This window comes from Serratia sp. TSA_105.2 (assembly GCF_052692115.1).
The window spans coordinates 436,022-459,862 of the sequence record NZ_JBQZFT010000001.1 but is presented as its reverse complement, the minus strand read 5'-3'; the positions used below and the strand labels follow the sequence as shown (position 1 = coordinate 459,862).

Here is a 23,841-nt window from a genome sequence, read left to right as displayed (position 1 = left end):
GCGGAGTATCAGCAATGTCGTCAACACAACCCAACAACGTTGCCCAGCGCCCGGTCCAGGTACTGGTGGTCGGCGCCGGCGCGCGCGGTGAAATCTACTCGCGCTATGCGCTGGCGCACCCCGATTTGATGCAGGTGGTGGCGGTGGCGGAACCGCGCGACGCCTACCGCGAACAGTTCGTGGCACAGCACGCCATCGCGCCGGAAAACGTCTTCACCGACTGGCGCCAGGCCGCCAATGCCGGCAAGCTGGCCGACGCGGTGCTGATCTGCACTCAGGATCAGATGCACCTGGAACCGGCGCTGGCCTTCGCCCGCCAGGGCTACGCCATGCTGCTGGAAAAGCCGCTGTCGCCGGACGCCGACGAGTGCCGCGCCATCGTCGCCGAGGTGGTGCGCCAAAAGCTGATCTTCTCGGTCGGCCACGTGCTGCGCTACACCCGCTATACCCAAAAGCTCAAGCAGCTGCTGCGCGACGGCGCGATCGGCGACATCGTCAGCCTGCAACACCTGGAGCCGGTCGGCTACTGGCATCAGGCGCACTCCTTCGTGCGCGGCAACTGGCGCAACGATCGGCAGGCCGCGTTTATGCTGTTGCAGAAATCCTGCCACGACATCGATTGGATCCGCTACGTGATGGAGCAGCCCTGCGAACAGGTCAGCTCCTTCGGCAACCTGCGCCACTTCCGCCGGGAAAACCAACCGGCCGGCGCGGCGGACAACTGCCTGGATTGCGCAGTGGAGGCGTCCTGCCCCTATTCCGCCAAACGCATCTATCTGGGCGACGACCACAAGGCCACGCCCGGCTTTCTGCGCGTATTGACGCCAGAACCCGACCAGACGACGCTGCGGGCGGCGCTGCGCGACGGGCCCTACGGCCGCTGCGTTTACCGCTGCGACAATAACGTGGTCGATCATCAGGTGGTCAACATGCAGTTCGCCGGCGGCCGCACCGCGTCGTTCACCATGACGGCCTTTACCCGCCACGAAGATCGCCACACCCGCATCTTCGGCAGCCGCGGCTGCCTGGAGGGCGACGGCCGCCATATCCGCATCACCTCGTTCCTCGACGACGGCGAAACGCATTACGACACCGACGTCGGCCAGGATCTGCACGCCATGGCCGGCCACGGCGGCGGTGACTACTACCTGATGCAGCACTTTATCGCGGCCATTCGTACCAACGATCCGAGTCAGGTGTTGGCCGGCCCGGCGGAAGCGCTGGAGAGCCACCTGATGGTGTTCGCCGCCGAACGCGCGCGCCGCGAAGCGGCGGTGATCGCCCTGAACGGAGCCTGACCATGAGCACGAGAGAGATGCGTTACGGCTTCGACATCGGCGGCACCAAGATCGAAATGGCCGCTTACGATCGCCGGCTCAATCAGGTGCTGCTTCAGCGCGTGCGCACCCCAACCGGCGATTATGGCGAGTTCGTGGCCTGCATCGCCAGGCTGGTCGAGCAGGCGGACCGCGAGCTGCATACGCGCGGCAGCATCGGCATCGGCCTGCCGGGGATCACCGATCCCGTCAGCCGCCGCCAGTTGGCGGTCAACGTGCCCTGCCTGACCGGGCAATGCCTGGCGGATGATTTGACGCAGGCGCTGGCGCGGCCGATCGCCATCGAGAACGACTGCCGCTGTTTCGCGCTGTCGGAAGCCAGCACGCCGCAAACCGCCCATCTGCCGCTGGTGTTTGGCGCCATCATCGGCACCGGTGCCGGCGGTGGCCTGGTGGTGAACCGGCAATTGCACAAGGGGCGCAACGGGCTGGCGGGCGAATGGGGCCATATGCCGATCTCCGCCCAGTTGGCGCAGCGTTACGATCTGCCGCTGTTCGGCTGCAACTGCGGGCTGACCGGCTGCTTTGAACGCTACGTCTCCGGCAGCGGGCTGCTGGCGCTGAGCCGCCACTTTGCCCATCCGGCCGCCGACGTGCCGGCGCTGGTCGCCAGCTACCGCGCGGGGAATGCACTCGCACAGTGGCTGATAACCGTCTACGTCGACATTCTGGCCAGCGCGCTGGCCGGTTTGCAGCTGCTGCTGGACGTCGATGCCTTCGTGCTGGGCGGTGGGTTGTCGAACGTCGGCGAGCTGTATCGGCTGCTGCCAGCGGCGATGCGGCGCTGGCTGCTGCCGGGCGTGGAACCGGCAGCGGTATTCCCGCCGGTGCACGGTGACAGCAGCGGCGTGCGTGGCGCGGCGCTATTACAGGCGGCGGCATAAAAAAACAGTGAAAGCCCGGCGGCTGTCGAATGATCGCTGCGGCTTTCGCCGCCGCAGGGCCGAATAAAGCCATCGCGAGAATTGTCGACTGAAAAATAACGAATTTGCCGTTTTCACTTTGTGTTAATACTGCTTTCGGTTGCCGCTCAATCGAAAGCAAAATTAAATATAACCAACTGATAGATATAGATATTTTAAAATTAATCGATTGCATTTCAGTGTTTCGTTTGCTGTAATTGGCCACGAACAACTGAAAGCGCTCCGGTCGGTATCGCTGCGGCTTATTAAGCCGCGGTCGGGCACGGCTACAGGTAAATCAGGAGTCTGCGTTAATGATCAATACCGCAAAACGCCGGGAATTAATTATCGACCAGCTGTGCCGCGAAGGCTCGGTGCGCGTGGAACAGCTCAGCCAGCAGTTTTCGGTGTCCAGCGTCACCATCCGCAGCGATCTGCGCCAGTTGGAAAAGCACGGCTGCGCGGTGCGCGCTTACGGCGGCGCCATGTTGAACAAACAGTTCGCCTTCGATCGCCCGCTGCAGGACAAGGGCCGCATCAACCGCGACGTAAAACACGCCATCGCCTGCGCGGCGGCGGCGCTGATTGAAGACGGCGACGCCGTCATCCTCGACTCCGGCTCCACCACCAGCCAGATGGCGCCGCAGCTGGCGGGCAAAAAGGATCTGGTGGTGATGACCAACGCGCTGAACATCGCCTTCGAACTGGCCAACAACGAGCAGATCGATCTGATGGTGGTCGGCGGCAGCGTGCGCCGCAAGGCCTGGTCGCTGTACGGCCCCGCCGCCGAACAGCAACTGCGCCAGTACCGGTTCGACAAACTGTTTCTCGGCGTCGACGGTTTCGATCTGGCGGGCGGCATCACCACGCCGGATCCGGGCGAAGCGCAGCTGAACCGCGTGATGTGCGAGGTGGCGCGCGAAGTGATCGCCATCGCCGACGCCAGCAAATTCGGCCGCACCAGCTTTTGCATGATCCGCGAAATCGGCCAGATCCACCGCCTGGTCACCGACAGCCGCATTCCGGAACGCTATCTGCAGGCGCTGCACCATTTAGGGATCGACGTGATTATCGCCGACCGTTAACCGAGGCTTTTAAGGAGTTGTCATCATGAACGCGTATTTCTCTTACGAGGCGGATTGGCTGAAGCAGCGCAATGCCTGGCACACCGCCGCAGAGATTTGGCAGCAGCCGGATCTGTGGGCGGCGCTGCACCGGCAACTGCAGGAGCAACAGGCGCAGTGGCAGCCGTTCCTGGCGCCGCTGTTGGCCAATCCTCGGCTGCAAATCGTGCTGTGCGGCGCCGGCAGCTCGGCGTTCGCCGGTCGCGCCCTGGCGCCCTGGCTGCGCGAACGAACCGGCCGCGACGTGGCAGCCTACGGCACCACCGATATCGTCGCCAACCCGCGGCAGTATCTCGATCCTGAGCGGCCGACGCTGCTGGTCTCCTTCGCCCGCTCGGGCAACAGCCCGGAGAGCGTGGCGACGGTGGAGCTGGCCGACCAACTGCAGCCGGAAAGCTACCACCTGATGCTGGTCTGCAACCCGGACAGCAAGCTGGCGCAGTATGCGCATCGGCGCGACAACGTCTGTTCGCTGGTGATGCCGCAAGGCTCCAACGATCAGAGCTTCGCCATGACCTCCAGCTTCAGCTGCATGATGCTGAGCGCCGCGCTGCTGCTCGGCCCGCTTTCGCTCGAGGCCGCCCAGGCGCCGATGAACGCCATGGTGCAGCGCTGCCGCGCACTGCGCGAAACGCTGCAGCCACAGGTAAAGGCGCTGGCCGCCAGCGGTTTCCGCCGTTATATCACCCTCGGCGGCAGCTGCTTTACCGGCCTGGCGGAAGAAGCCTCGCTCAAGATGCTGGAGCTGACCGCCGGGCGCATCGTTACGCGCTACGACTCGCCGCTCGGCCTGCGCCACGGCCCGAAATTTATGGTCGACGGTCAAACATTGGTGGTGGTGATGTTCTCCCACGGCGACTACGCCCGCCAGTATGACCGCGATCTGTGGAACGAACTGCAGCGCGACGGGCTGGCGATGCAGTTGGTCGGTTTGACCGGCGAACGCCAACCCCTGTCCGATGCCCTGCTGTATATGCACGACGCGGCTGACGATATCTGGCTGCTGTTCCCGTACCTGCTGTTCACCCAGATGCTGGCCTTCGAGAGTTCGCTGGCGCTGGGGTTGACCCCGGACAACCCTTGCCCGACCGGCGAGGTCAACCGGGTGGTGAAAGGCGTGACGATTTACCGTTTTCCTTCCCCAGAGCTGTAAGGAGGTCCCATGTATCTGATAGCCAACCGAGAAATGCTGCTCAAGGCGCAACGCCAGGGTTACGCCGTCCCGGCGTTTAACGTTCACAATCTGGAAACCGTGCAGGTGGTAGCGGAAACCGCCGCCGAGCTGCGCTCACCGGTGATCATGGCCGGCACGCCCGGCACCTTCAGCTACGCCGGAACCGACTACCTGATCGGCATTTGCCAATCGGCCGCGCACCGCTACGATCTGCCGCTGGCGCTGCATCTGGATCATCACGAAGCGCTGGACGACATCGAGCACAAGGTGAAAAGCGGCATCCGCTCGGTGATGATCGACGGTTCCCATCTGCCGTTCGAGCAGAATATCGCCAAGGTGGCCGCCGCAGTGGCCCTGTGCCACCGCTATGGCGCCAGCGTGGAGGCAGAACTGGGCCGCCTGGGCGGGCAGGAAGACGACCTGATCGTCGATACGGCGGACAGCTTCTATACCGACCCGGTGGCGGCACGCGAGTTCGTCGCCGCCACCGGCATCGATTCGCTGGCGGTGGCGATCGGTTCCGCCCACGGCCTGTATCACGGCGAGCCGAAGCTGGACTTCGAGCGCCTGGCGCTGATCCGCGAACAGGTGGACGTGCCCCTGGTGCTGCACGGTGCCTCCGGCATTCCGGAAGCGATGGTCAAGCGCGCGATCTCGCTCGGCGTCTGCAAGGTCAACGTCGCCACCGAATTGAAAATCGCCTTCGCCGATGCGGTGAAAAGCTACTTTTCACAGCACCCGGATGCCAACGACCCGCGCAAATACATCGTCCCCGGCAAGCTGGCGATGAAAGAAGTGGTGGCGGAAAAGATCCGCATCTGCGGCAGCAGCGGCATGCTGTAAGCCCGCTCTCGCCCCCGGTTTCTGCGGCCGCACCACGGGGGCGAAAACATCCCGCCATTCCCCGCTTTCCTGAGAGAGCGATCACAGCCTTTTACCCTGCCCGTGCCGGAAACCATTAACCAGTCTTCACTATGATCCAAATCATGGTTTTGCTCACCCTACCTCCCTATTATCAAATTCATTGGATGCAGGCAGTAGGAATTTTGCCCATTCGTTTTTATTTCGCCAGGCGAAATAGCTTATTTGATGAAAACAAGCGTGCTTGTTTTTTAATTGGCAGTATTTTTCACTTTAAGAGGAACAGCATATGAACCATTACTTAGCTGTATTAAGCGCATTGGTCATTCTGCCCTTCGCTCTGCAAGCAAAACCGCTTTCCGGCAGCCAGGTCACCTCCGGCGTCGTGCGCTTCACCGGCGCCATTACCACCCCGACCTGCACCATCACACATCAGGATGAACAGCTTATCTCCAACTGCTTCGGTAAAGTGACGGAATATCAGAACGGCTATATTTCCTCTTCGTTAAAAGAAATGCCAAAAGAATTAGTCTCTGCCGTCACCAGCGAAATAGTAAATAACGATCCCCATTTAAAACGCGTGACCATCAGCTATAAGTAACGCCAACGCGTTAATGTCTGGTGAAATAATAAACAAGACACAGCTTGCCTTGATAACTTATAAATTTATTTTATAAATTTAACGTGCGATGACTCCCCGGCTTACCCTGAGCCGGCTATTTGGGCAACCCTGCGGTTGCCCATCAGCATGTCCGAAATCCGCCATCGCTTCCCCCGCTTTCATGCGATAATCGCCACACCAAACCGAGGAGTGATCCAGATGCAGACTTTTTTGATTGATCGTACCGCCACGCCGGTGGGAGAACTGGTGCTGATTGCCGATGAACAGGGGCGCCTGCGGGCGATTGACTGGACCGATCACGAAGCGCGCCTGATGAAGCTGCTGAATACCCACTACCGCGCCGATCGCTTCACCCTGCGCGAGCAGCGCGATCCCAGCGGGCTGACCGACGCGATGCAACGCTATTTCGCCGGTGAGCTGGGCATTATCGATCGGTTGCCGGTGATGACCGCCGGCACCGAGTTCCAACGCACCGTGTGGCAACAGCTGCGCCAAATCCCGTGCGGCGAGATCCTGACCTACGGCCAACTGGCGCAACGCATCGGTCGTCCGACCGCCTCGCGCGCAGTCGGCATGGCCAACGGTTCAAATCCGATCAGCATCGTGGTGCCCTGCCATCGGGTGATCGGTTCGCAGGGCGCGCTGACCGGCTATGCCGGCGGCGTGCAGCGCAAACAGTGGCTGCTGCAGCACGAAGGTTACCTGCCGAAAAGTTTGCTGTAGCCGCGGCGATGAGCTCATCCAGCGCCATTGTTTGGCGCTGCTTAATAAAGCACGTTGCTCTACGCCGCGCTCGTGCCCGCTTTGGCACTATCAATAACCTGTGTGAATAAAACGCATAAGTCACAAATAATACTCATAACTTCAGTCCGATACAGAATAATCTGCGGCATGTGTGCGCAAAATTCGCACACAATACCCCTATTCATGCTAATGCCACCCTTATCAGCTGCAGCAAAAGATGTTAAAATTGACTCATATCAATTATTGAATGAGCGTAATCTATGATCCCGGAAAAACGCGTGATTCGTCGTATCCAGTCTGGTGGTTGTGCGATCCATTGCCAGGACTGCAGCATCAGCCAGCTGTGCATTCCTTTCACCCTTAATGCCCACGAGCTGGACCAGCTCGACAACATTATCGAGAGGAAAAAGCCCATCCAGAAAGGCCAGACCCTGTTCAAGGCAGGAGACGAGCTGAAGTCGCTGTACGCGATCCGTTCCGGGACCATCAAAAGCTACACCATCACCGAGCAAGGCGACGAGCAGATCACCGGCTTCCACCTGGCGGGCGATCTGGTGGGCTTCGACGCCATCGGCGGCCTGAAGCACCCGAGCTTCGCCCAGGCGCTGGAAACCTCGATGGTGTGCGAGATCCCATTCGAAACCCTCGACGATCTGTCCGGCAAAATGCCTAATCTGCGTCAGCAGATCATGCGGCTGATGAGCGGCGAGATCAAAGGCGACCAGGACATGATCCTGCTGCTGTCGAAGAAAAACGCCGAAGAGCGCCTGGCGGCGTTCGTTTACAACCTGTCGCGCCGCTTCGCGGAGCGTGGCTTCTCGCCGCGCGAGTTCCGGTTGACCATGACTCGCGGCGACATCGGCAACTACCTCGGCCTGACGGTGGAAACCATCAGCCGCCTGCTGGGCCGCTTCCAGAAAAGCGAAATCCTCAGCGTGAAAGGCAAATACATCACCATCGAAAACGCCGACGCCCTGTCGGTGCTGGCCGGTACGCCACGCATCAACGTGACCGTCAACGCCTGATCCCCCGCCGGATCAACATTTCACCGAAATTGTTGATCCGGCACGCTTCTGTTGTTGTTCTGTTTTTCAATGTTGGGTTACTCTGTAAATTAACAGACTGTTGATTTCAGCTGTAAGGAGGCCCTATGGCGAAGTATCAGAATCTTCTGGTGGCTATTGACCCCAATCAGGACGATCAGCCGGCATTGCGCCGCGCCGTGTACCTGGTGAAACGGAACGGCGGGCGCATCAAAGCCTTCCTGCCCATTTATGACTTCTCTTACGAAATGACGACCCTGCTCTCCCCGGACGAAAGAACGGCGATGCGGCAAGGTGTGATCAGCCAACGCGCCGCCTGGATCAACGAGCAGTGCCGCTTCTATCTCAACGACGGCGTGCCTATCGAAATCAAAGTGGTCTGGCATAACCGCCCCTTCGAAGCCATCATTCAGGAAGTGCTTTCCGGCCAGCATGACCTGCTGCTGAAAATGGCGCACCAGCACGACCGGCTGGAATCGGTGATCTTCACCCCCACCGACTGGCACCTGCTGCGCAAATGCCCTTGCCCGGTGTGGATGGTAAAAGACCAGCCCTGGCCGGAAGGCGGCAAAGCGCTGGTGGCGGTCAATCTGGCCAGTGAAGAACCCTATCACGACCCGCTCAATATCAAACTGGTGCAAGAAACCGTCGAACTGGCGGAAAACGTCAACCAGACCGAGGTTCACCTGGTTGGCGCCTATCCCGTTACCCCGATCAACATCGCCATCGAGCTGCCCGATTTCGATCCGAGCGTCTACAACGACGCCATCCGCGGCCAGCATCTGATCGCCATGAAGGCGCTGCGGCAGAAATTCTGCATTAAGGAAGAGTTCACCCACGTGGAAAAAGGCCTGCCGGAAGAGGTGATCCCCGATCTGGCCGAACATCTGCAGGCCGGCGTGGTGGTTCTGGGCACGCTGGGCCGCACGGGCATTTCGGCGGCCTTTATCGGCAACACCGCGGAACATGTGATCGACCATCTGAAATGCGATCTGCTGGTGATTAAGCCGGAGAACTTCAACTGCCCGATCGAGGCGGATGAAGACGATGAACACGACGACGAAGATTAACCCTCGCGCATAAAAAACGGGCCGCTAAGCGGCCCGTTTTTTTGGTTGCCCAATTACTGCTGTAGCGCCCGCAGAATCGCTTCCACGCTGTCTTTGGCGTCGCCGAACAGCATCTGGGTGTTCTCCTTGAAGAACAGCGGGTTCTGCACGCCGGCGTAGCCGGTGTTCATCGAGCGTTTAAACGCGATCACGTTCTGCGCCTTCCACACTTCCAATACCGGCATGCCGGCGATCGGGCTGCGCGGATCTTCCAGCGCCGCCGGGTTCACCGTGTCGTTGGCGCCAATCACCAGCACGGTGTCGGTATCTGGGAAATCTTCGTTGATTTCATCCATCTCCAGCACCACGTCGTACGGCACCTTCGCCTCCGCCAGCAGCACGTTCATGTGGCCCGGCAAACGCCCCGCGACCGGGTGAATGCCGAAGCGCACCTTCACGCCGCGCGCCCGCAGTTTCTCGGTGATTTCCGCCACCGGATACTGTGCCTGCGCCACCGCCATGCCGTAACCCGGGGTGATGATCACCGAGGTGGAGTTCTTCAGCTGCTCGGCCACCTCTTCCGCCGTGGTTTCACGGTATTCGCCCATCTCTTCGGCATCGCCGGTGGACGAACCGTCACTGCCGAAACCGCCGGCGATCACGCTGATAAACGAGCGGTTCATCGCCTTGCACATGATGTAAGACAGGATCGCACCCGAAGAGCCCACCAGCGCCCCGGTGACGATCAGCAGATCGTTGCTCAGCATGAAGCCCGCCGCGGCCGCCGCCCACCCCGAGTAAGAGTTGAGCATCGACACCACCACCGGCATGTCCGCGCCGCCGATCGAGGCCACCAGATGCCAGCCGAACGCCAGTGCGATCGCCGTCATCAGCAACAGCGTCACCACCTGCCAGCCCACGCTGTCGGTACGCACGAATGCCACCAGCAGCAGGAACGAGATCATCAGCGCCGCCAGATTCAGCTTGTGGCGGTTCGGCAGCATCAGCGGCTTGGAAGAGATGATGCCGCGCAGCTTGCCGAAGGCGACGATCGAACCGGTGAAGGTCACGGCGCCGATAAAGATGCCGAGGAACACTTCGGTCAGATGGATATTCGCCATCACCGGCTCCATCGGCGCGCCGTGATCCAGGTAGCTGTTGAAGCCGACCAGCACCGCGGCCAGACCAACGAAGCTATGCAGCACCGCCACCAACTCCGGCATTTCGGTCATCTCGACCTTCTTGGCCAGATAGACGCCGATCGAGCCGCCGATGATCATGGCGATGATTATCCAGCCGACGTTGCCGGAATCCGGCCCAAGAATGGTGGCGATCAGTGCGATAGCCATACCGGCGACGCCGAACAGGTTGCCCTGCTTCGACGTTTCATGGCGCGACAGGCCCGCCAGGCTGAAAATAAACAAAATAGCGGCAACAATGTATGCAGCTGTAACCAATCCTCCAGACATTTGCTACCCCTTAGTTCTTGCGGAACATCTTCAGCATGCGCTGAGTGACGGTGAACCCGCCGAAAATATTGATGCTGGCGATCAGCACGGCGATAAAGGAGAGGAAACTCACCCAGCCGCCATGGCCGATCTGCAACAGCGCGCCGACCACGATAATCCCTGAGATCGCGTTGGTGACCGACATCAACGGGGTATGCAGCGCATGGCTGACGTTCCAGACCACGTAGTAACCGACCACGCAGGCCAGCGCGAACACGGTAAAGTGCGACAGGAACTCTTTCGGCGCCGCATCCGCCAGCCAGCCGAACAGCAGGATCGCCAGGGCCATCAGGCCGTATTTCAGCCACGGCGAGGTCGGTTTGGCTTCGGGTTTGGCGGCCGGTGCGGCGGCGGGCGCCGCTTTCGGCTGGGCGGAAACCTGGATCGGCGGCGCCGGCCAGGTGATTTCACCGCTGCGCACCACGGTAACGCCGCGGATCACCGTATCGTCGAAATCAATGTCGATCTCGCCGTTTTTCTCTTTCGACAGCAGCTTCAGCAGGTTGACCAGGTTGGTGCCGTAAAGCTGCGAAGATTGGGTCGGCAAGCGGCTCGGCAGGTCGGTATAGCCGATGATTTTCACGCCGTTGTCGGTCACGGTAATGGTGTCGGCCACCGTCAGTTCGCAGTTGCCGCCGGTTTGCGCCGCCAGATCGACGATCACGCTGCCCGGTTTCATCGACGCCACCATCTCTTTGGTGATCAGCTTCGGCGCCGGTTTACCCGGGATCAGCGCGGTAGTGACGATGATATCAACCTCCGCCGCCTGCGCGGCGAACAGCGCCATCTCGGCCTTGATAAAGGCTTCGGACATCACTTTGGCATAACCGTCGCCGCTGCCCGCTTCCTCTTCAAAATCCAGCTCGAGGAATTCCGCGCCCATGCTCTGCACCTGCTCTTTCACTTCGGGGCGGGTGTCGAAGGCGCGCACGATGGCACCGAGGCTGCCCGCCGCGCCGATCGCCGCCAGGCCGGCCACGCCGGCCCCGATGATCATCACCTTGGCCGGCGGCACTTTGCCGGCGGCAGTGATCTGGCCGGTGAAGAAGCGGCCGAACTCATGCGCCGCTTCAACGATCGCGCGGTAGCCGGCGATGTTGGCCATCGAGCTCAACGCATCCATCGACTGGGCCCGCGAGATGCGCGGCACCGAGTCCATCGCCAGCGCGGTGACGTTGCGCGCCGCCAGCTTGGCCATCAATTCGGGGTTTTGCGCCGGCCAGATAAAGCTGACCAGCGTGCTGCCTTCGCGCATCAAGGCGATCTCGTCGTCTTGCGGCGCGTTGACTTTCAGGATCAGATCCGACTGCCACACTTCGCTTTCGTCGACCAACGCCGCGCCTGCGGCTTCGTAGGCGACGTCCTCAAAACTGGCCAGTTTGCCCGCCCCGCGTTCAATCGCGACGGTAAAACCCAGCTTCAGCAGTTGTTCCACCGTTTTCGGCGTGGCTGCAACCCGGGCTTCATTGGCCAACCGCTCTCTTGGTACACCAATACGCATAATGTTCCCTTCTCACCTGTCTTGGATGATGTTTATTATTTTCCTGCCCATAGCATGACGCCACCGGCGAGCGAGGCGTTAACTTGCCCGCACTGATTTCAGACGCCAACTATAACCTACTGAAAATAAGGTCGATGATCCATAATTGCTTACGCATTCAGCTCTGTTTTTACATAAAAATGCCGCGCGTGATATGACAAATCGCAATTTACCGTGAAAAAAACCATACAGAACAGCACATTCTGCGTGACAAGAGGTTTACGCCCGGCGTAACGATTTATGGCCACGCGCGGCGAAGAAGCATAAAAGTTATCATTTTGTGAATAATTAACATTAATGACACCAGAGCCTTTATTATGGAAACTTATGAGGATGGCGCCATCCGTGCGACCCGCGTCACCGTCGGCGATTTGTCGCACGGGATAACATAAAATGCTGAGACAGTTTTCAGAATTACATGTAATAATCGACGGCTGAATTACACTTAAACAGTTCAGTACGTTATAAACGTTAATGCGCTAGGCGAAAGGATTTTTTATGAAGCTGAAGACCACGATCATCGCGTCAGCCTTGTTATCACTCACTGCGCTGTCTGCTCATGCGGCGCAAGAGTTAACTCCTGAGAAAGCAGCGGCGCTGAAGCCGTTTGATCGCATCACGATTACCGGCCGCTTCAATGCCATCAATGAAGCCGTCGACGCCGTATCCCGCCGTGCAGACAAACTGGGTGCCGATTCCTTCTATATCCAGGACAGCAACAACAGCAACAACGGCGGCAACTGGCGCGTCACCGCAGACCTTTATCATAAAGATGCGCCAGAAGTGAGCAAAACACCAAAATACCGCGTATTTAACGGCGTGAACGAACTGCCTAAAGAGGAAGCCTACCTGCTGGAGCCTTACGATACCGTGAGCGTCAGCGGTTTCTACCGCAGCCAGCCGGACATCAACGACGCCATCTCCAAAGAAGCGCAGAAAAAAGGCGCTGCCTCGTTCTTCATCGTGCGCCAGGTTGACGCCAACTCCGGCGGCAACCAGTTCGTCACCGCCTACATCTATAAGGCCGATGCGCCAAAACGCCGCGTGCAGAGCCCGGATGCCATTCCAGCCGATTCTGACGCCGGCCGCGCCGCACTGGCCGCCGGCGGCGCCGCTGCAGCGAAAGTCGAAATTCCTGGCGTTGCGTCTTCCGGTTCGCCAAGCCGCGAAGTGGGCCGTTTCTTCGAAACCCAGTCCTCTACCGGCCAGCGCTATACCGTCACGCTGCCTAACGGCACCAAAATCCAGGAAGTGAACAACGTGACTGCCGCGCAGATGGTGCCGTTCGATTCCGTCACCTTCACCGGCCACTTCAACAGCATGACCGACGTGTCCACCGAAGTGGCGAAACGCGCGGCCGAGAAAGGCGCCAAATACTATCACGTCACTCGCCAGTGGCAGAACAAGAGCGGCGGCAACCTGACCGTCAGCGCCGATCTGTTCAAATAAAACCCGCTTTTCGGTTTACCATCGGGCAGCCCTTGAGCTGCCCGTTTTTATTGCCATCCTTTTCACCAGTCGTTGAATAGTTTTTTGTAAATTCCGCATATTCAATCATTGCATCTCTAAGCATCCCTCCGTAGAATTTGCGCCAATTTTTAGGGCTATTGTCTATTCGCGCAGTGGTTGTTAATACATTGTTGCCGCCAAGCAGTTCCCTTCCAGTTGTTTATTCTGCGTTCAGGATCCGTCATTGGAAAAAAAACTCGGTCTTACCGCGCTAACCGCTTTGGTGCTCAGTTCAATGCTGGGCGCCGGCGTGTTCAGTCTGCCGCAAAACATGGCGCAGGTCGCCAGCCCCGCCGCGCTGCTGCTGGGTTGGGGGATCACCGGCGTCGGCATTCTGTTTTTGGCGTTCGCCATGCTGTTGCTTACGCGTTTGCGTCCGGATCTGGACGGCGGCATCTTCACCTACGCCAAAGAAGGGTTCGGCGAGCTGATGGGCTTCTGCTCCGCCTGGGGTTACTGGCTGTGCGCCGTGATCGCCAACGTCTCGTATCTGGTGATCGTGTTCGCGGCGCTGAGTATTTTCACCGATCGCGGCGGCAACGTTATTCTCGGTGACGGCAATACCTGGCAGGCGCTGATCGCCGAATCCGCCCTGTTGTGGATCGTGCATGCGCTGGTGCTGCGCGGCGTGCAAACTGCCGCCAGCATCAATCTGGCGGCCACCCTCGCCAAGCTGCTGCCATTGGGAATGTTCGCCGTTCTGGCGGCGATCGCCTTTAAAATGGACGTGTTCACGCTGGATTTCAAAGGCATCGCCCTCGGCAAGCCGGTGTGGGAACAGGTCAAGGACACCATGCTGATCACCCTGTGGGTGTTTATCGGCGTGGAAGGCGCCGTGGTGGTTTCCGCCCGCGCCCGCAATAAGAAAGACGTAGGCCGCGCCACCATGCTGGCGGTGCTGTCGGCGCTGGCGGTGTATCTGATGGTCACGCTGCTGTCGCTGGGCGTAGTGCCGCGCAGCGAACTGGCCGACATGCGCAACCCGTCGATGGCGGTGCTGATGGTGGAACTGATCGGCCCGTGGGGAGACGTGATCATCGCCGCCGGCCTGATCATTTCCGTGTGCGGCGCCTACCTGAGCTGGACCATCATGGCGGCGGAAGTGCCGCTGCTGGCCGCGCAGCACGGCGCGTTTCCGCGCGTGTTCGGCAAGCAGAACCGCCATCACGCCCCGTCCTCTTCGCTGTGGCTGACCAACATCGCGGTGCAGCTGGCGCTGGTGCTGATCTGGCTGACCGGCAGCAACTACAACTCGCTGTTGACCATCGCTTCAGAAATGATCCTGGTGCCTTACTTCCTGGTTGGCGCGTTTCTGTTCAAGGTGGCTTACCGCCGCCGCGACAAGCGCCTGATCTTCGCCGCGACCGGCGCCTGCGTCTATGGTTTGTGGCTGCTGTACGCGTCCGGGCTGATGCACCTGCTGATGTCAGTGCTGCTGTATGCGCCAGGGCTGTTGGTGTTCATGTATGCCCGCCGCGGCCATCGGGATATCAACCTGCTCAACCGCCTGGAAAAGAGCAGTATCTTCTTGCTGCTGGTGGCCACGCTGCCTGCCGGCTGGTTTATGCTGCACTAACATCGCCTGCCAATGCGGCTGCCCGTCAGCCGTATTTCGCTTCCCTGCTTTCCTCTTTTTTACCTCTCTCCCCGCTGTTGACCGGTCAATTGCCACGCTTGCGATCTTAAATGCAATTAATTATCATTATCATTTAAGTATTAGCGGTAAGACGCGAGTGCCCCTGGCGAAAAGCGTCAGGCGGCGGATGAAAACTGGCTGAAAATGGAAGGCATTTCATGGCTGAGAAACTGCTGCACGCATTACCCTTGTTTGCCGCCTGGGAAGCGCTGATCGCCGAGGGCAACACGGAATTCAATCAGCGGCGCGATCGCCTGGCAATGACGCACTATCAGCAGGCGCTGGATGTTGCTCAGGCGATCCTCGCCGAGAAACCCTGGCTGAATGCGGACTATGCCGCCAGATTTGAAGCGCTGAATATTTTCGAGTCTGCCCTTGCCGCGCTGATCGTCACGTTCAACAACATGACCCATCTGCGCCTGCGGCAAAAGCCCCTGCGCGGCGTTGAGCCGCACGTGCATCAGGCCCGGCTCGCCATCGAGCAGGTGATGGACGATACCTCGCTGTGCGAACAGATGCAGCAGGTCGCCGAACGGCACCTGCTGCGTTTCCGAATAGAGACGCTGCAGGTGCTGCGCGAGCACCGGCTGCCGGAAACCAGCGTCTGCGCACCCGCGGCAAACCATTCCGCCACCGTGCATTAACAACGACACCACGACCTGAGGGGTAACCTGCCAATGAATGAATTGAATGACGACATGAAGAAAATGCTGGCCAAACAGCTGCCTGTGCAGGCAACCAGCAGCCCGAGCGGCGTGCCCGATATCGGCCCCAAGCGTTCTCTGCGCCTCTATGATGACCGTACGCTGATTTACAACGAAAATACCGGTGGCCAGACGCTGCAAAATATCAGAGAAGGATCGAAAATGGCCGTCGTGGTCATCGACCGCGAGGCGCTGGACGGTTACCGCTTCGTCGGCACCCCGGAATTGTTCCTGGCGGGCAAGCCGTTTGACGATGCGCTGGCATTTGCAGAAAAAAATGGAATGAAGCCGCCGAAATACGCGGTGCTGATTCATATAGACAGTATTTATACCCTGCGCTCCGGCCCCAATGCCGGGACCCGGCTTTAGAGGCCGAGCGCTACGCGGCGCGGAATATCACGTTCATGGTTAGGCTATCGCGCGAGGTCAATTGCCTAACCATGAACGGGCGGCCGGGTTGATTCCCGGTCAGCTTTTAGAGGGAATGGTGACGGTCATACGCTCCCCCACCAGGGCAATCGCGATGCCTTCCGCGCACTCTTTCTGAATGGCCGCCAGCTGTTGCGCTTCCAGCGCATAGGGCAGCTGAATATCAAACACCGTCAGGCCCTGCTGCTGCGCCAGGTCAATCAGGCGCACGATATTGGTTTCATCGCTGACCTGCGTCGACACTACCTGCAGCGCCAGCTCTTTCAACTGCTCTTTGCGCGTTTGTGACGTGGTCACGCGCGATTTCAACACCATGCCGAAGATCGGCATCACACCATAAATAGCATCAACAAAGCGCCAGTGCTTCCTGCACGATGCGGACAGAAAATCCATGTAGTCGAAACAGATTTTCTCACTGCGCGCGATGGATGCAAGGTGATTGCTGTTCATCCCCTTATTCCTCTCATGGCCAGTGTTAACCCGTGGTCTTTCAAGCCGCCGCCGGACGGCAACCTGAAATGCATTGGGGATCTTACATCCAGAAATGGATAATCATGCGAAGCTTTAACGACTTTCCGCCGTATGATGGCATAATTCCCCTATTGTTTGCCAGTCTGTCCAGGAGCTTTAATCAATGGAACACCCCAACTCTGCCCCGGTGCTGATTACCGGCGGCGCGCGGCGCATCGGGCTGGCGCTCGCCAGAGCGTTTCTCCAGCGCGGCGTTCCCGTCATCATCGCCTATCGCAGCGAATATCCGGCGATGGCCGAGTTGAAGGCCCTGGGCGCCTGCTGCATTCAGGGCGACTTTTCCACGCACGAAGGTATCTACCGTTTCGCCGACCAGGTGCGGCAGGTGGCCCCCAAACTGCGCGCGATGATCCATAACGCCAGCGCCTGGCAGGCCGAGTCGCCGGAGGTGCCACCGGAGCAGGTGATGGCGGCGATGCTGCAAATTCACGTCTACACGCCCTATTTGCTCAATCAACTGCTCGAATCCTGCCTGACCGGCCAGGGCCAGGCCGGCGCCGACATTATCCATCTCACCGACTACGTGGTGGAAAAAGGCAGCGACAAACACATCGCCTACGCCGCCAGCAAGGCCGCGCTGGACAATATGACCCGCTCTTTCGCCCGCAAGCTGGCGCCGGAGGTCAAGGTCAACGCCATCGCGCCGGCGCTGATCATCTTCAATGCGGGCGACGATGAAGCCTATCGCCAGCAGGCGCTGGCGAAGTCGCTGATGAAGGTCGCGCCGGGCGAGAGCGAAGTGGTGAATCTGGTGAACTACCTGCTGGAGAGCCGCTACGTGACCGGCCGCACCCACGGCGTCGACGGCGGGCGGCCGCTGCGCTGAAGCAAAGATCCGCATGGCGCATCCCTTCGGGCCGCGCTATGCTGAAATCCGCTTTTATTATTAAAACACGGGCATATGCATAAAATTGTTTTTGTGGAAGACGATCCTGAAGTCGGCAAGCTGATCGCCGCCTATCTGGGCAAACACGACATCGAGGTGCTGATCGAGCCGCGCGGTGACAGCGCGCAAGCGCGCATCGAGCGCGAGCAACCCGATTTGGTGCTGCTGGACATCATGCTGCCCGGCAAAGACGGCATGACGCTGTGCCGCGATCTGCGCCCCACCTTCCCCGGCCCAATCGTGCTGCTCACCTCGCTCGACAGCGACATGAACCATATCCTGTCGCTGGAGATGGGCGCCAACGACTATATCCTGAAAACCACGCCACCTGCGGTGTTGCTGGCACGCCTGCGTTTGCACCTGCGCCAACACAGCCAACAGCCGAAAGAAGAGTCGGTTCAGTCGCTCACCCAGCACAACGCGCTGCATTTCGGGCTATTGTGCATCGATCCGGTCAACCGGCAGGTCACGCTGGGCGAAGAAACTGTCACTCTGTCCACCTCGGATTTCGATCTGCTGTGGGAGCTGGCGACCCACGCCGGGCAGATCATGGATCGCGAGGCGCTGCTGCAAAACCTGCGCGGCGTGAGCTATGACGGCATGGACCGCAGCATCGACGTGGCGATCTCCCGCCTGCGCCGCAAGCTGTACGACAACGCACTGGAGCCGTTCCGCATCAAGACCGTGCGCAATAAAGGCTATCTGTTCGCCCCTAACGCCTGGGCATCGGTGCAACAATGAGAAAACTTTTCGTCCAGTTCTTCCTGTTGCTGTTCGTCTGTTTTCTGGTGATGGCGATGCTGGTCGGCCTTGTGTACAAGGTGACCGCCGAGCGCGCCGGCCGCCAATCGATGGACGATCTGATGAAAAGTTCACTGTACCTGATGCGCAGCGAGCTGCGCGAAATCCCGCTGAAAGACTGGAACAAGACCATCGCCACGCTGGATCTCAACCTGTCGTTCAAACTGCATATCGAACCGCTCGGCAAACAGGAACTGAGCGAGGATTTGAAAAAGCGCCTGCGGCTGGGGGAAATCATCGCCCTCGACGATCAGTACACCTTTATGCAGCGCATTCCGCGCAGCCACTACGTGTTGGTGGTCGGTCCCATTCCTTATCTGTTCTATCTGCACCAGATGCGCCTGCTGGATCTGGTGTTGCTGGTGTTTATCGGCATGTCGCTGGCGCTGCCGGTGTTTCTGTGGATGCGGCCGCACTGGCAAGACCTGCTCAAGCTGGAAAACGCCGCCCAGCGGCTCGGCGCCGGGCATCTGGATGAACGCACCCACTTCGATCCCACCTCCAGCCTGAGCCGGCTCGGCGTGGCGTTCAACCAGATGGCCGACAACGTCAACACCCTGATCGCCAGCAAGAAACAGCTGATCGACGGCATCGCGCACGAACTGCGCACGCCGCTGGTGCGCCTGCGTTACCGGCTCGAAATGAGCGATAACCTGTCCGAAAGCGAGCAGCAGGCGCTGAACCGCGATATTGGCCAGTTGGAGTCGCTGATCGACGAGCTGCTGACCTATGCCCGTCTGGACCGTCCGCAGGTTGCGTTAAACATTGCACCCATCGATCTGCCAAAGTGGCTCGAGGACAAGGTCGATGATATCCGTCTTATTCATCAGGAACGCGACATCCAGCTCGATATCCCGCACGTCGGCGACTTCGGCGGCGTCGATCTGCGCCTGATGGAGCGCGTGCTCGACAACCTGGTCAACAACGCGCTGCGCTATTCCGAACAGCGCCTGCGCGTTGGCCTGTGGTTTGACGGCGACCTCGCCTGCCTGCAGGTCGAGGATGACGGGCCGGGTATTCCGCCGGAAGAGCGCGAACGGGTGTTTGAACCTTTCGTCCGTCTCGACCCCAGCCGCGATCGCGCTACCGGCGGCTGCGGGTTGGGGCTAGCCATCGTCCATTCTATCGCCGTCGCCTACCAGGGACAGGTGTTCGTCGAAGGCAGTTCGCTCGGCGGCGCCAGCTTCCGTTTCTGCTGGCCGGTGAAGCCGACATTCAGTTTAAAAGCCGATCTGGCGTAATGCCGCCGGACCTTTCTCATTGGAGCCGAATAATAATGACATCTGCACATTCCAACACGTCTGCTTACGATCACCTGCGCGCCCTGTTCAGCCGGCTGTCGCGCTTCGGCCACCTGTCCGCCATCGCCGGTTGGGACATGCAAACCATGATGCCGCCGGGCGGCAGCAAGGCGCGCTCCGAAGCGCTGGCCGAACTGAGCGTGCTGCAGCACCAGATTTTAACGGCACAAAGCACCGGCGCGCTGTTGGATCGCGCGCAGCAAGAGACGCTGGACGAACTCGATCGCGCCAACCTGCGCGAAATGCGCCGCCAATATGAAGACGCCGTGCTGCTGCCGGCGTCGCTGGTCGAAGCCAAGTCGCTCGCCGGCGCGCGCTGCGAACACGCCTGGCGCGCCCAGCGCCCGGCCAACGATTGGGACGGTTTCGTCGAGAATCTGCGCGAGGTGGTCAAACTCAGTCGGGAAGAGGCGCAGATCCGCGCACAGGCGGCCGGCACCAGCCGTTACGACGCCCTGCTCAACCTGTATGAACCGGGCATGCGCAGCAGCGATCTCGATCGCATCTTCGGCGATCTGAAAACCTGGCTGCCGGATTTGCTGCAGCGCGTGGTGGCCAAACAGGCCAATGAACCTTGCCAGACGCCTCAGGGGCCGTTCAATGTGGACATCCAGCGCCAGCTGAGCCTCAGCGTGATGAAGCTGCTCGGTTTCAACTTCGACAACGGCCGCGTCGACGTCAGCGCCCACCCGTTCTGCGGCGGCGTGCCGGAAGATGTGCGCATCACCACGCGCTACAACGAGAAAGAGTTTTTGACCGCGCTGCTCGGCATCGTGCATGAGACCGGCCACGCCCGCTACGAGCAGAATCTGCCGCGCGATCTGCTCGGCCAGCCGGTCGCCCTGGCCCGCTCCACCGCCATCCACGAATCGCAGAGCCTACTGTTCGAAATGCAGCTGGCGCGCGGCAATGAATTCCTGAAAATCTTGCGCCCGCTGGTCACCGCGCAGTTTGGCGAACAGCCGGCGCTGGAAGAAGCCAACTTCATTCGCCTCAACCAGCGCGTTAAACCGGGCCTGATCCGCGTCGACGCCGACGAGGTGAGCTATCCTGCCCACGTCATCTTGCGCTACGAAATTGAAAAAGCGCTGATCGAAGGCGATATCGAAGTGGAAGACATTCCGGCACTGTGGAATGAGAAGATGCATGCTTATCTCGGCCTCGACACCATCGGCAACTACCGCAACGGCTGCATGCAGGATATTCACTGGACCGACGGCGCTTTCGGCTACTTCCCGACGTACACGCTCGGCGCGATGTACGCCGCGCAGCTGTTCCACAGCGTGCGTCAGGCGTTGCCTTCGCTGAACGAGGATATCGCCGCCGGCAACCTGCAGCCGCTGTTCCACTGGTTGCAGCACAACATCTGGCGCCACGGCAGCCGTTTCCCGACCGAGACGCTGATCGCCAACGCGACCGGCGAAGCGCTCAACCCACGCTACTTCCGTCAGCATTTGGAAAACCGCTACCTGTAATCTCCCCTGGCGCGGCTCTGCCGCGCCCTTTTCCCGCCTGCAAGACGGGATAATGCTTCATAACGCACATTCCCTGCCGACATCGCCTTGGCCGCAGAGTGGCGGGTGGCCACCCTCAATTAGTATGTTGTAACTAAAATAGCAAAAAACGCCGGCGTTCCGGCCGCTCATCCCAGCGCATGACGGGCGACCATCGCCGCCAGCTGTGGCCTCAACGGGGCAGGCAGGTCATGCCCCATGCCCGGCATAATATGCAGCTTGGCGTGGGCGACCGCGCGGGCTATCGCGACTCCCCCCGCCTTACGTACCAGCCGATCGCGATCGCCGTGAATGACCAGCGTCGGCGCGGCAATACGCCGACTGTAGCGACGCAGATCGCCGCTGCCGAGCAACGCGGAAAATTGCCGCTGCATGCCTTCCGGATCCACGCCCCGCTTTAACAGCCGATGCACCAACGCATCCAGTTCCGCCTCCTCCGGCGGGTAAAACCGGGTGCCGAGCGCGCGCAGGAAGGTTTTCATCCCCTCGTGGCGCTGCTGCAGTGTCAAATCGGCCGCAGGCCGGCGCACCAACAGCCACAGCAGCGAAGGTGCCGGCGGCGGCAACAGCGGCTGATTGGTGCTGGAGAACAAGATGCATAACGAGGCGACGCGCTGCGGGTATTCGGCAGCCAGCACCTGGGCGATCATCCCCCCCATCGAAGCGCCCAGTACGTGAGCCCGCGGGATGCGCAAGTGATCGAGCAGATGCGCCGCGTCCGCCGCCATGTCCGCAAGGGTATAAGGCACCGGCGTTTGCCAACCGAGCTGGGCGCGCAGCATCAACAGCCACAACGGCTGCGTGCGTTGCGCCTGCGTTTTGCCGGAAAGGCCGACGTCGCGGTTGTCATAACGGATCACCCGAAACCCCTTGGCCACCAGTGCGCGGCAGAAGTCGTCAGGCCACAGCAGAAGCTGCGCGCCGATGCCCATGATGAGCAGCAGCGGCGGGTGCGCCTCATCGCCCCAGTCCTCATAGGCCAGCGGCACCTCGCCCTGCTCAGTCACGCCACAACGAATCGTTATCTCGTTCATTTTAAATCCCTTTTATCGCGCCTGGCGGTCATTATAGCAGCAATCCCCCTTGCCGCCGCCGCCCTGTACATTAGGTTACAAGCCGAAACCAATCACTCACGGAAAGCCGGGCGCCGTTTGCCTACTATCATCTCAACGGCCCCGCAGTGGGGTTGATACACAAAAAGTCATGTTGAGGATTCTGCGATGAAAAAAGTATTAGCTCTGGTTGTTGCCGCTGCAATGGGTCTGTCTTCCGTGGCTTTCGCTGCCGAGGCGGCCACCACCGCACCTGCGGCTACCGCAACCACCGCCACCGCTGCGCCGGCTAAAGCTCAGGTGAAACACCACGGCAAGAAAGCCCCGGTTCAGAAAGCTCAGGCGGCCAAAAAGCATCACAAAAAGGCCGGTAAGAAAGCCCCGGCCCAAAAAGCCCAGGCGGCTAAAAAGCACCACAAGAAAGCCAGCCACAAAAAAGCGTAATGACGTGAGGGTCCCCTCACCGCTTCAGGCTTGACGTGTACGACACCCGGTTCGCCGGGTGTTTTTTCATCGGGGGGTTCTCATTGATGCTGCGCCGCTACCTGTTCGAGATCGTTCTGACCGCCCTGATCCTTTGTGGACTGATCGCCGTCTTTTTTTACCTGTAGCCTGCCGCGTCGCCGGCGGGAAATTATTGAAAAATCAATTATTGCCCATCCACATGGCTGCTAAATCAGTCTATAGTTAGCATTCAGTGTGTTTATGGATGATCCGTATTTGTCAGGCAAGAGATCTATGCGCATATCCGTTTTACTGTTGCTGTGCTCACTCCCGCTCATCGCTGCTCAGGCGGCACGCGCCGACGGCCCGTCCAAGGCCGAGCAAACGCGTCTGTTTTTCGGCAAAGATGAACGAATCAAGGTCACGGATACCGCCGCCCAGCCGTGGCAGGCCATCGGCCAGGTCGAAACCGCCAGCGGCAATCTGTGTACCGCCACGCTGATCTCCCCGCACCTGGCGTTGACCGCCGGCCACTGCGTGCTGGCACCGCCCGGACAACTGGATAAAGCCATCGCTCTGCGCTTCGTGGCAGGCGATAAATCCTGGCAGTATCAAACCGGCAATATCGAGACCCTGGTCGACAGCAAGCTGGGCAAAAAGCTGAAGCCGGACGGTGATGGCTGGATCGTGCCGCCCGCCGCCGCCGCCTATGACTTTGCGCTGATCCGTCTGAAAGACAAAAAGCCGCTGCCGATCGCACCGTTGCCGCTGTGGCAAGGCGACAGCAAGGCGCTGACCCAGGCCCTGAAACAGGCCAAACGGCTGATAACTCAGGCGGGTTACCCGGAAGACCACCTGGATGACCTCTACAGCCACCAAAACTGCAAGGTCACCGGCTGGGCCCAGCAAGGCGTACTGTCGCACCAATGTGATACTCTGCCCGGCGACAGCGGCTCACCGCTGCTGTTGAAAACCGCCGATGGCTGGCAATTGATCGCCATCCAAAGTTCGGCGCCGGCGGCGAAAGATCGCTACCGCGCCGATAACCGCGCCCTGGCGGTGCCCGGCATCCGCGAAGCGCTAGACGCCCTGGCGGCAGGCAAATAACCCTCTCACAACGGCGCATTATG

General features: G+C 59.9%; 23 protein-coding genes. 19 read left to right on the top strand and 4 right to left on the bottom strand.

Annotation, left to right across the window (positions count from 1 at the left end):
* The first annotated feature begins 14 nt into the window (after positions 1-14).
* From ACUTSC_RS02015 to uspE, 9 genes are all read left to right on the top strand, one after another.
* Positions 15-1,298: a Gfo/Idh/MocA family protein gene (locus ACUTSC_RS02015; RefSeq protein WP_443002462.1), complete on the top strand. Its 1,284-nt coding sequence runs from the start codon at positions 15-17 to the stop codon at positions 1,296-1,298.
* Between the two features lie 17 nt (positions 1,299-1,315).
* Positions 1,316-2,221: an ROK family protein gene (locus ACUTSC_RS02010; RefSeq protein WP_197767418.1), complete on the top strand. Its 906-nt coding sequence runs from the start codon at positions 1,316-1,318 to the stop codon at positions 2,219-2,221.
* Between the two features lie 332 nt (positions 2,222-2,553).
* Entirely contained in the window at positions 2,554-3,324 is a 771-nt protein-coding gene (gene agaR / locus ACUTSC_RS02005; protein ID WP_197767306.1) for a transcriptional repressor AgaR, read from the top strand.
* Positions 3,325-3,349: 25 nt separating this feature from the next.
* Positions 3,350-4,516: an SIS domain-containing protein gene (locus ACUTSC_RS02000; RefSeq protein WP_197767307.1), complete on the top strand. Its 1,167-nt coding sequence runs from the start codon at positions 3,350-3,352 to the stop codon at positions 4,514-4,516.
* A 9-nt stretch (positions 4,517-4,525) separates the two neighbouring features.
* Positions 4,526-5,380, top strand: a complete 855-nt coding sequence (locus tag ACUTSC_RS01995; RefSeq protein WP_063989984.1) for a tagatose bisphosphate family class II aldolase — start codon at positions 4,526-4,528, stop codon at positions 5,378-5,380.
* A 307-nt stretch (positions 5,381-5,687) separates the two neighbouring features.
* A complete protein-coding gene (locus ACUTSC_RS01990; RefSeq protein ID WP_197767308.1) occupies positions 5,688-5,999 on the top strand; it encodes a hypothetical protein in 312 nt (103 codons plus the stop codon).
* A gap of 219 nt (positions 6,000-6,218) precedes the next feature.
* On the top strand, positions 6,219-6,743 hold the full coding sequence (gene ogt, locus ACUTSC_RS01985; RefSeq protein WP_063989986.1) for a methylated-DNA--[protein]-cysteine S-methyltransferase: 525 nt from the start codon (positions 6,219-6,221) through the stop codon (positions 6,741-6,743).
* A gap of 281 nt (positions 6,744-7,024) precedes the next feature.
* Positions 7,025-7,789 (top strand): FNR family transcription factor, encoded by a 765-nt coding sequence (locus ACUTSC_RS01980; RefSeq protein ID WP_004938278.1) that lies wholly within the window; start codon positions 7,025-7,027, stop codon positions 7,787-7,789.
* A 125-nt stretch (positions 7,790-7,914) separates the two neighbouring features.
* A complete protein-coding gene (uspE, locus tag ACUTSC_RS01975; protein WP_063989987.1) occupies positions 7,915-8,877 on the top strand; it encodes a universal stress protein UspE in 963 nt (320 codons plus the stop codon).
* A gap of 53 nt (positions 8,878-8,930) precedes the next feature.
* On the opposite strand, the gene pntB is transcribed toward uspE, so the two are convergent.
* A complete protein-coding gene (gene pntB, locus ACUTSC_RS01970) occupies positions 8,931-10,325 on the bottom strand; it encodes a Re/Si-specific NAD(P)(+) transhydrogenase subunit beta (protein WP_197767309.1) in 1,395 nt (464 codons plus the stop codon).
* A 10-nt stretch (positions 10,326-10,335) separates the two neighbouring features.
* Complete coding sequence (gene pntA / locus ACUTSC_RS01965; RefSeq protein ID WP_004938288.1) at positions 10,336-11,865, bottom strand: Re/Si-specific NAD(P)(+) transhydrogenase subunit alpha; 1,530 nt, start codon at positions 11,863-11,865, stop codon at positions 10,336-10,338.
* A gap of 537 nt (positions 11,866-12,402) precedes the next feature.
* Between pntA and ydgH the strand changes: the two genes are divergently transcribed.
* From ydgH to ACUTSC_RS01945, 4 genes are all read left to right on the top strand, one after another.
* A complete protein-coding gene (ydgH, locus tag ACUTSC_RS01960; protein ID WP_025302966.1) occupies positions 12,403-13,353 on the top strand; it encodes a DUF1471 family protein YdgH in 951 nt (316 codons plus the stop codon).
* A gap of 244 nt (positions 13,354-13,597) precedes the next feature.
* Complete coding sequence (locus ACUTSC_RS01955; protein WP_063989989.1) at positions 13,598-14,989, top strand: amino acid permease; 1,392 nt, start codon at positions 13,598-13,600, stop codon at positions 14,987-14,989.
* Positions 14,990-15,207: 218 nt separating this feature from the next.
* A complete protein-coding gene (locus ACUTSC_RS01950; RefSeq protein ID WP_130017398.1) occupies positions 15,208-15,693 on the top strand; it encodes a hypothetical protein in 486 nt (161 codons plus the stop codon).
* Positions 15,694-15,726: 33 nt separating this feature from the next.
* Complete coding sequence (locus ACUTSC_RS01945) at positions 15,727-16,122, top strand: pyridoxamine 5'-phosphate oxidase family protein (RefSeq protein WP_038880295.1); 396 nt, start codon at positions 15,727-15,729, stop codon at positions 16,120-16,122.
* A gap of 99 nt (positions 16,123-16,221) precedes the next feature.
* Here the strand turns inward: ACUTSC_RS01945 and ACUTSC_RS01940 are convergent, their stop codons facing one another.
* Positions 16,222-16,632 (bottom strand): hypothetical protein, encoded by a 411-nt coding sequence (locus ACUTSC_RS01940; RefSeq protein WP_033634653.1) that lies wholly within the window; start codon positions 16,630-16,632, stop codon positions 16,222-16,224.
* Between the two features lie 184 nt (positions 16,633-16,816).
* Here ACUTSC_RS01940 and folM point away from each other — a divergent pair, with 184 nt between their 5' ends.
* The 4 genes from folM (at position 16,817) to ACUTSC_RS01920 (ending at position 21,176) form a co-directional block, all read left to right on the top strand.
* Complete coding sequence (gene folM / locus ACUTSC_RS01935; protein ID WP_197767311.1) at positions 16,817-17,539, top strand: dihydromonapterin reductase; 723 nt, start codon at positions 16,817-16,819, stop codon at positions 17,537-17,539.
* A gap of 75 nt (positions 17,540-17,614) precedes the next feature.
* Positions 17,615-18,340, top strand: coding sequence for a two-component system response regulator RstA (gene rstA, locus ACUTSC_RS01930; RefSeq protein WP_197767312.1), 726 nt, complete (start codon positions 17,615-17,617; stop codon positions 18,338-18,340).
* On the top strand, positions 18,337-19,641 hold the full coding sequence (gene rstB / locus ACUTSC_RS01925) for a two-component system sensor histidine kinase RstB (RefSeq protein WP_197767313.1): 1,305 nt from the start codon (positions 18,337-18,339) through the stop codon (positions 19,639-19,641). The genes rstA and rstB overlap by 4 nt, the downstream gene beginning before the upstream one ends.
* Before the next feature lie 35 nt (positions 19,642-19,676).
* Positions 19,677-21,176 (top strand): carboxypeptidase M32, encoded by a 1,500-nt coding sequence (locus ACUTSC_RS01920; RefSeq protein WP_197767314.1) that lies wholly within the window; start codon positions 19,677-19,679, stop codon positions 21,174-21,176.
* A 167-nt stretch (positions 21,177-21,343) separates the two neighbouring features.
* On the opposite strand, the gene ACUTSC_RS01915 is transcribed toward ACUTSC_RS01920, so the two are convergent.
* Positions 21,344-22,249, bottom strand: coding sequence for an alpha/beta fold hydrolase (locus tag ACUTSC_RS01915; protein WP_197767315.1), 906 nt, complete (start codon positions 22,247-22,249; stop codon positions 21,344-21,346).
* 186 nt (positions 22,250-22,435) lie between these two features.
* On the opposite strand from ACUTSC_RS01915, the gene asr reads away from it, so the two are divergent.
* Positions 22,436-22,711 carry an acid resistance repetitive basic protein Asr gene (gene asr, locus ACUTSC_RS01910; protein ID WP_025302975.1) on the top strand — a complete coding sequence of 92 codons (276 nt, stop codon included), beginning with the start codon at positions 22,436-22,438 and terminating at the stop codon, positions 22,709-22,711.
* Between the two features lie 294 nt (positions 22,712-23,005).
* Positions 23,006-23,818 (top strand): trypsin-like serine peptidase, encoded by an 813-nt coding sequence (locus tag ACUTSC_RS01905; protein WP_049198285.1) that lies wholly within the window; start codon positions 23,006-23,008, stop codon positions 23,816-23,818.
* Positions 23,819-23,841 lie beyond the last annotated feature (23 nt).

Bases quoted from the DNA above. Each gene is read 5' to 3' on its own strand.
- ACUTSC_RS01940 (WP_033634653.1), bottom strand. From the start codon at position 16,632: ATGAACAGCAATCACCTTGCATCCATCGCGCGCAGTGAGAAAATCTGT.
- ACUTSC_RS01950 (WP_130017398.1), top strand. From the start codon at position 15,208: ATGGCTGAGAAACTGCTGCACGCATTACCCTTGTTTGCCGCCTGGGAA.
- uspE (WP_063989987.1), top strand. From the start codon at position 7,915: ATGGCGAAGTATCAGAATCTTCTGGTGGCTATTGACCCCAATCAGGAC.
- pntB (WP_197767309.1), bottom strand. From the start codon at position 10,325: ATGTCTGGAGGATTGGTTACAGCTGCATACATTGTTGCCGCTATTTTG.
- agaR (WP_197767306.1), top strand. From the start codon at position 2,554: ATGATCAATACCGCAAAACGCCGGGAATTAATTATCGACCAGCTGTGC.
- ogt (WP_063989986.1), top strand. From the start codon at position 6,219: ATGCAGACTTTTTTGATTGATCGTACCGCCACGCCGGTGGGAGAACTG.
- ACUTSC_RS01905 (WP_049198285.1), top strand. From the start codon at position 23,006: ATGCGCATATCCGTTTTACTGTTGCTGTGCTCACTCCCGCTCATCGCT.
- ACUTSC_RS02000 (WP_197767307.1), top strand. From the start codon at position 3,350: ATGAACGCGTATTTCTCTTACGAGGCGGATTGGCTGAAGCAGCGCAAT.
- ydgH (WP_025302966.1), top strand. From the start codon at position 12,403: ATGAAGCTGAAGACCACGATCATCGCGTCAGCCTTGTTATCACTCACT.
- ACUTSC_RS01995 (WP_063989984.1), top strand. From the start codon at position 4,526: ATGTATCTGATAGCCAACCGAGAAATGCTGCTCAAGGCGCAACGCCAG.
- ACUTSC_RS01945 (WP_038880295.1), top strand. From the start codon at position 15,727: ATGAATGAATTGAATGACGACATGAAGAAAATGCTGGCCAAACAGCTG.
- ACUTSC_RS01920 (WP_197767314.1), top strand. From the start codon at position 19,677: ATGACATCTGCACATTCCAACACGTCTGCTTACGATCACCTGCGCGCC.
- folM (WP_197767311.1), top strand. From the start codon at position 16,817: ATGGAACACCCCAACTCTGCCCCGGTGCTGATTACCGGCGGCGCGCGG.
- pntA (WP_004938288.1), bottom strand. From the start codon at position 11,865: ATGCGTATTGGTGTACCAAGAGAGCGGTTGGCCAATGAAGCCCGGGTT.
- asr (WP_025302975.1), top strand. From the start codon at position 22,436: ATGAAAAAAGTATTAGCTCTGGTTGTTGCCGCTGCAATGGGTCTGTCT.
- ACUTSC_RS02010 (WP_197767418.1), top strand. From the start codon at position 1,316: ATGCGTTACGGCTTCGACATCGGCGGCACCAAGATCGAAATGGCCGCT.
- ACUTSC_RS02015 (WP_443002462.1), top strand. From the start codon at position 15: ATGTCGTCAACACAACCCAACAACGTTGCCCAGCGCCCGGTCCAGGTA.
- ACUTSC_RS01915 (WP_197767315.1), bottom strand. From the start codon at position 22,249: ATGAACGAGATAACGATTCGTTGTGGCGTGACTGAGCAGGGCGAGGTG.
- rstB (WP_197767313.1), top strand. From the start codon at position 18,337: ATGAGAAAACTTTTCGTCCAGTTCTTCCTGTTGCTGTTCGTCTGTTTT.
- ACUTSC_RS01990 (WP_197767308.1), top strand. From the start codon at position 5,688: ATGAACCATTACTTAGCTGTATTAAGCGCATTGGTCATTCTGCCCTTC.
- ACUTSC_RS01980 (WP_004938278.1), top strand. From the start codon at position 7,025: ATGATCCCGGAAAAACGCGTGATTCGTCGTATCCAGTCTGGTGGTTGT.
- rstA (WP_197767312.1), top strand. From the start codon at position 17,615: ATGCATAAAATTGTTTTTGTGGAAGACGATCCTGAAGTCGGCAAGCTG.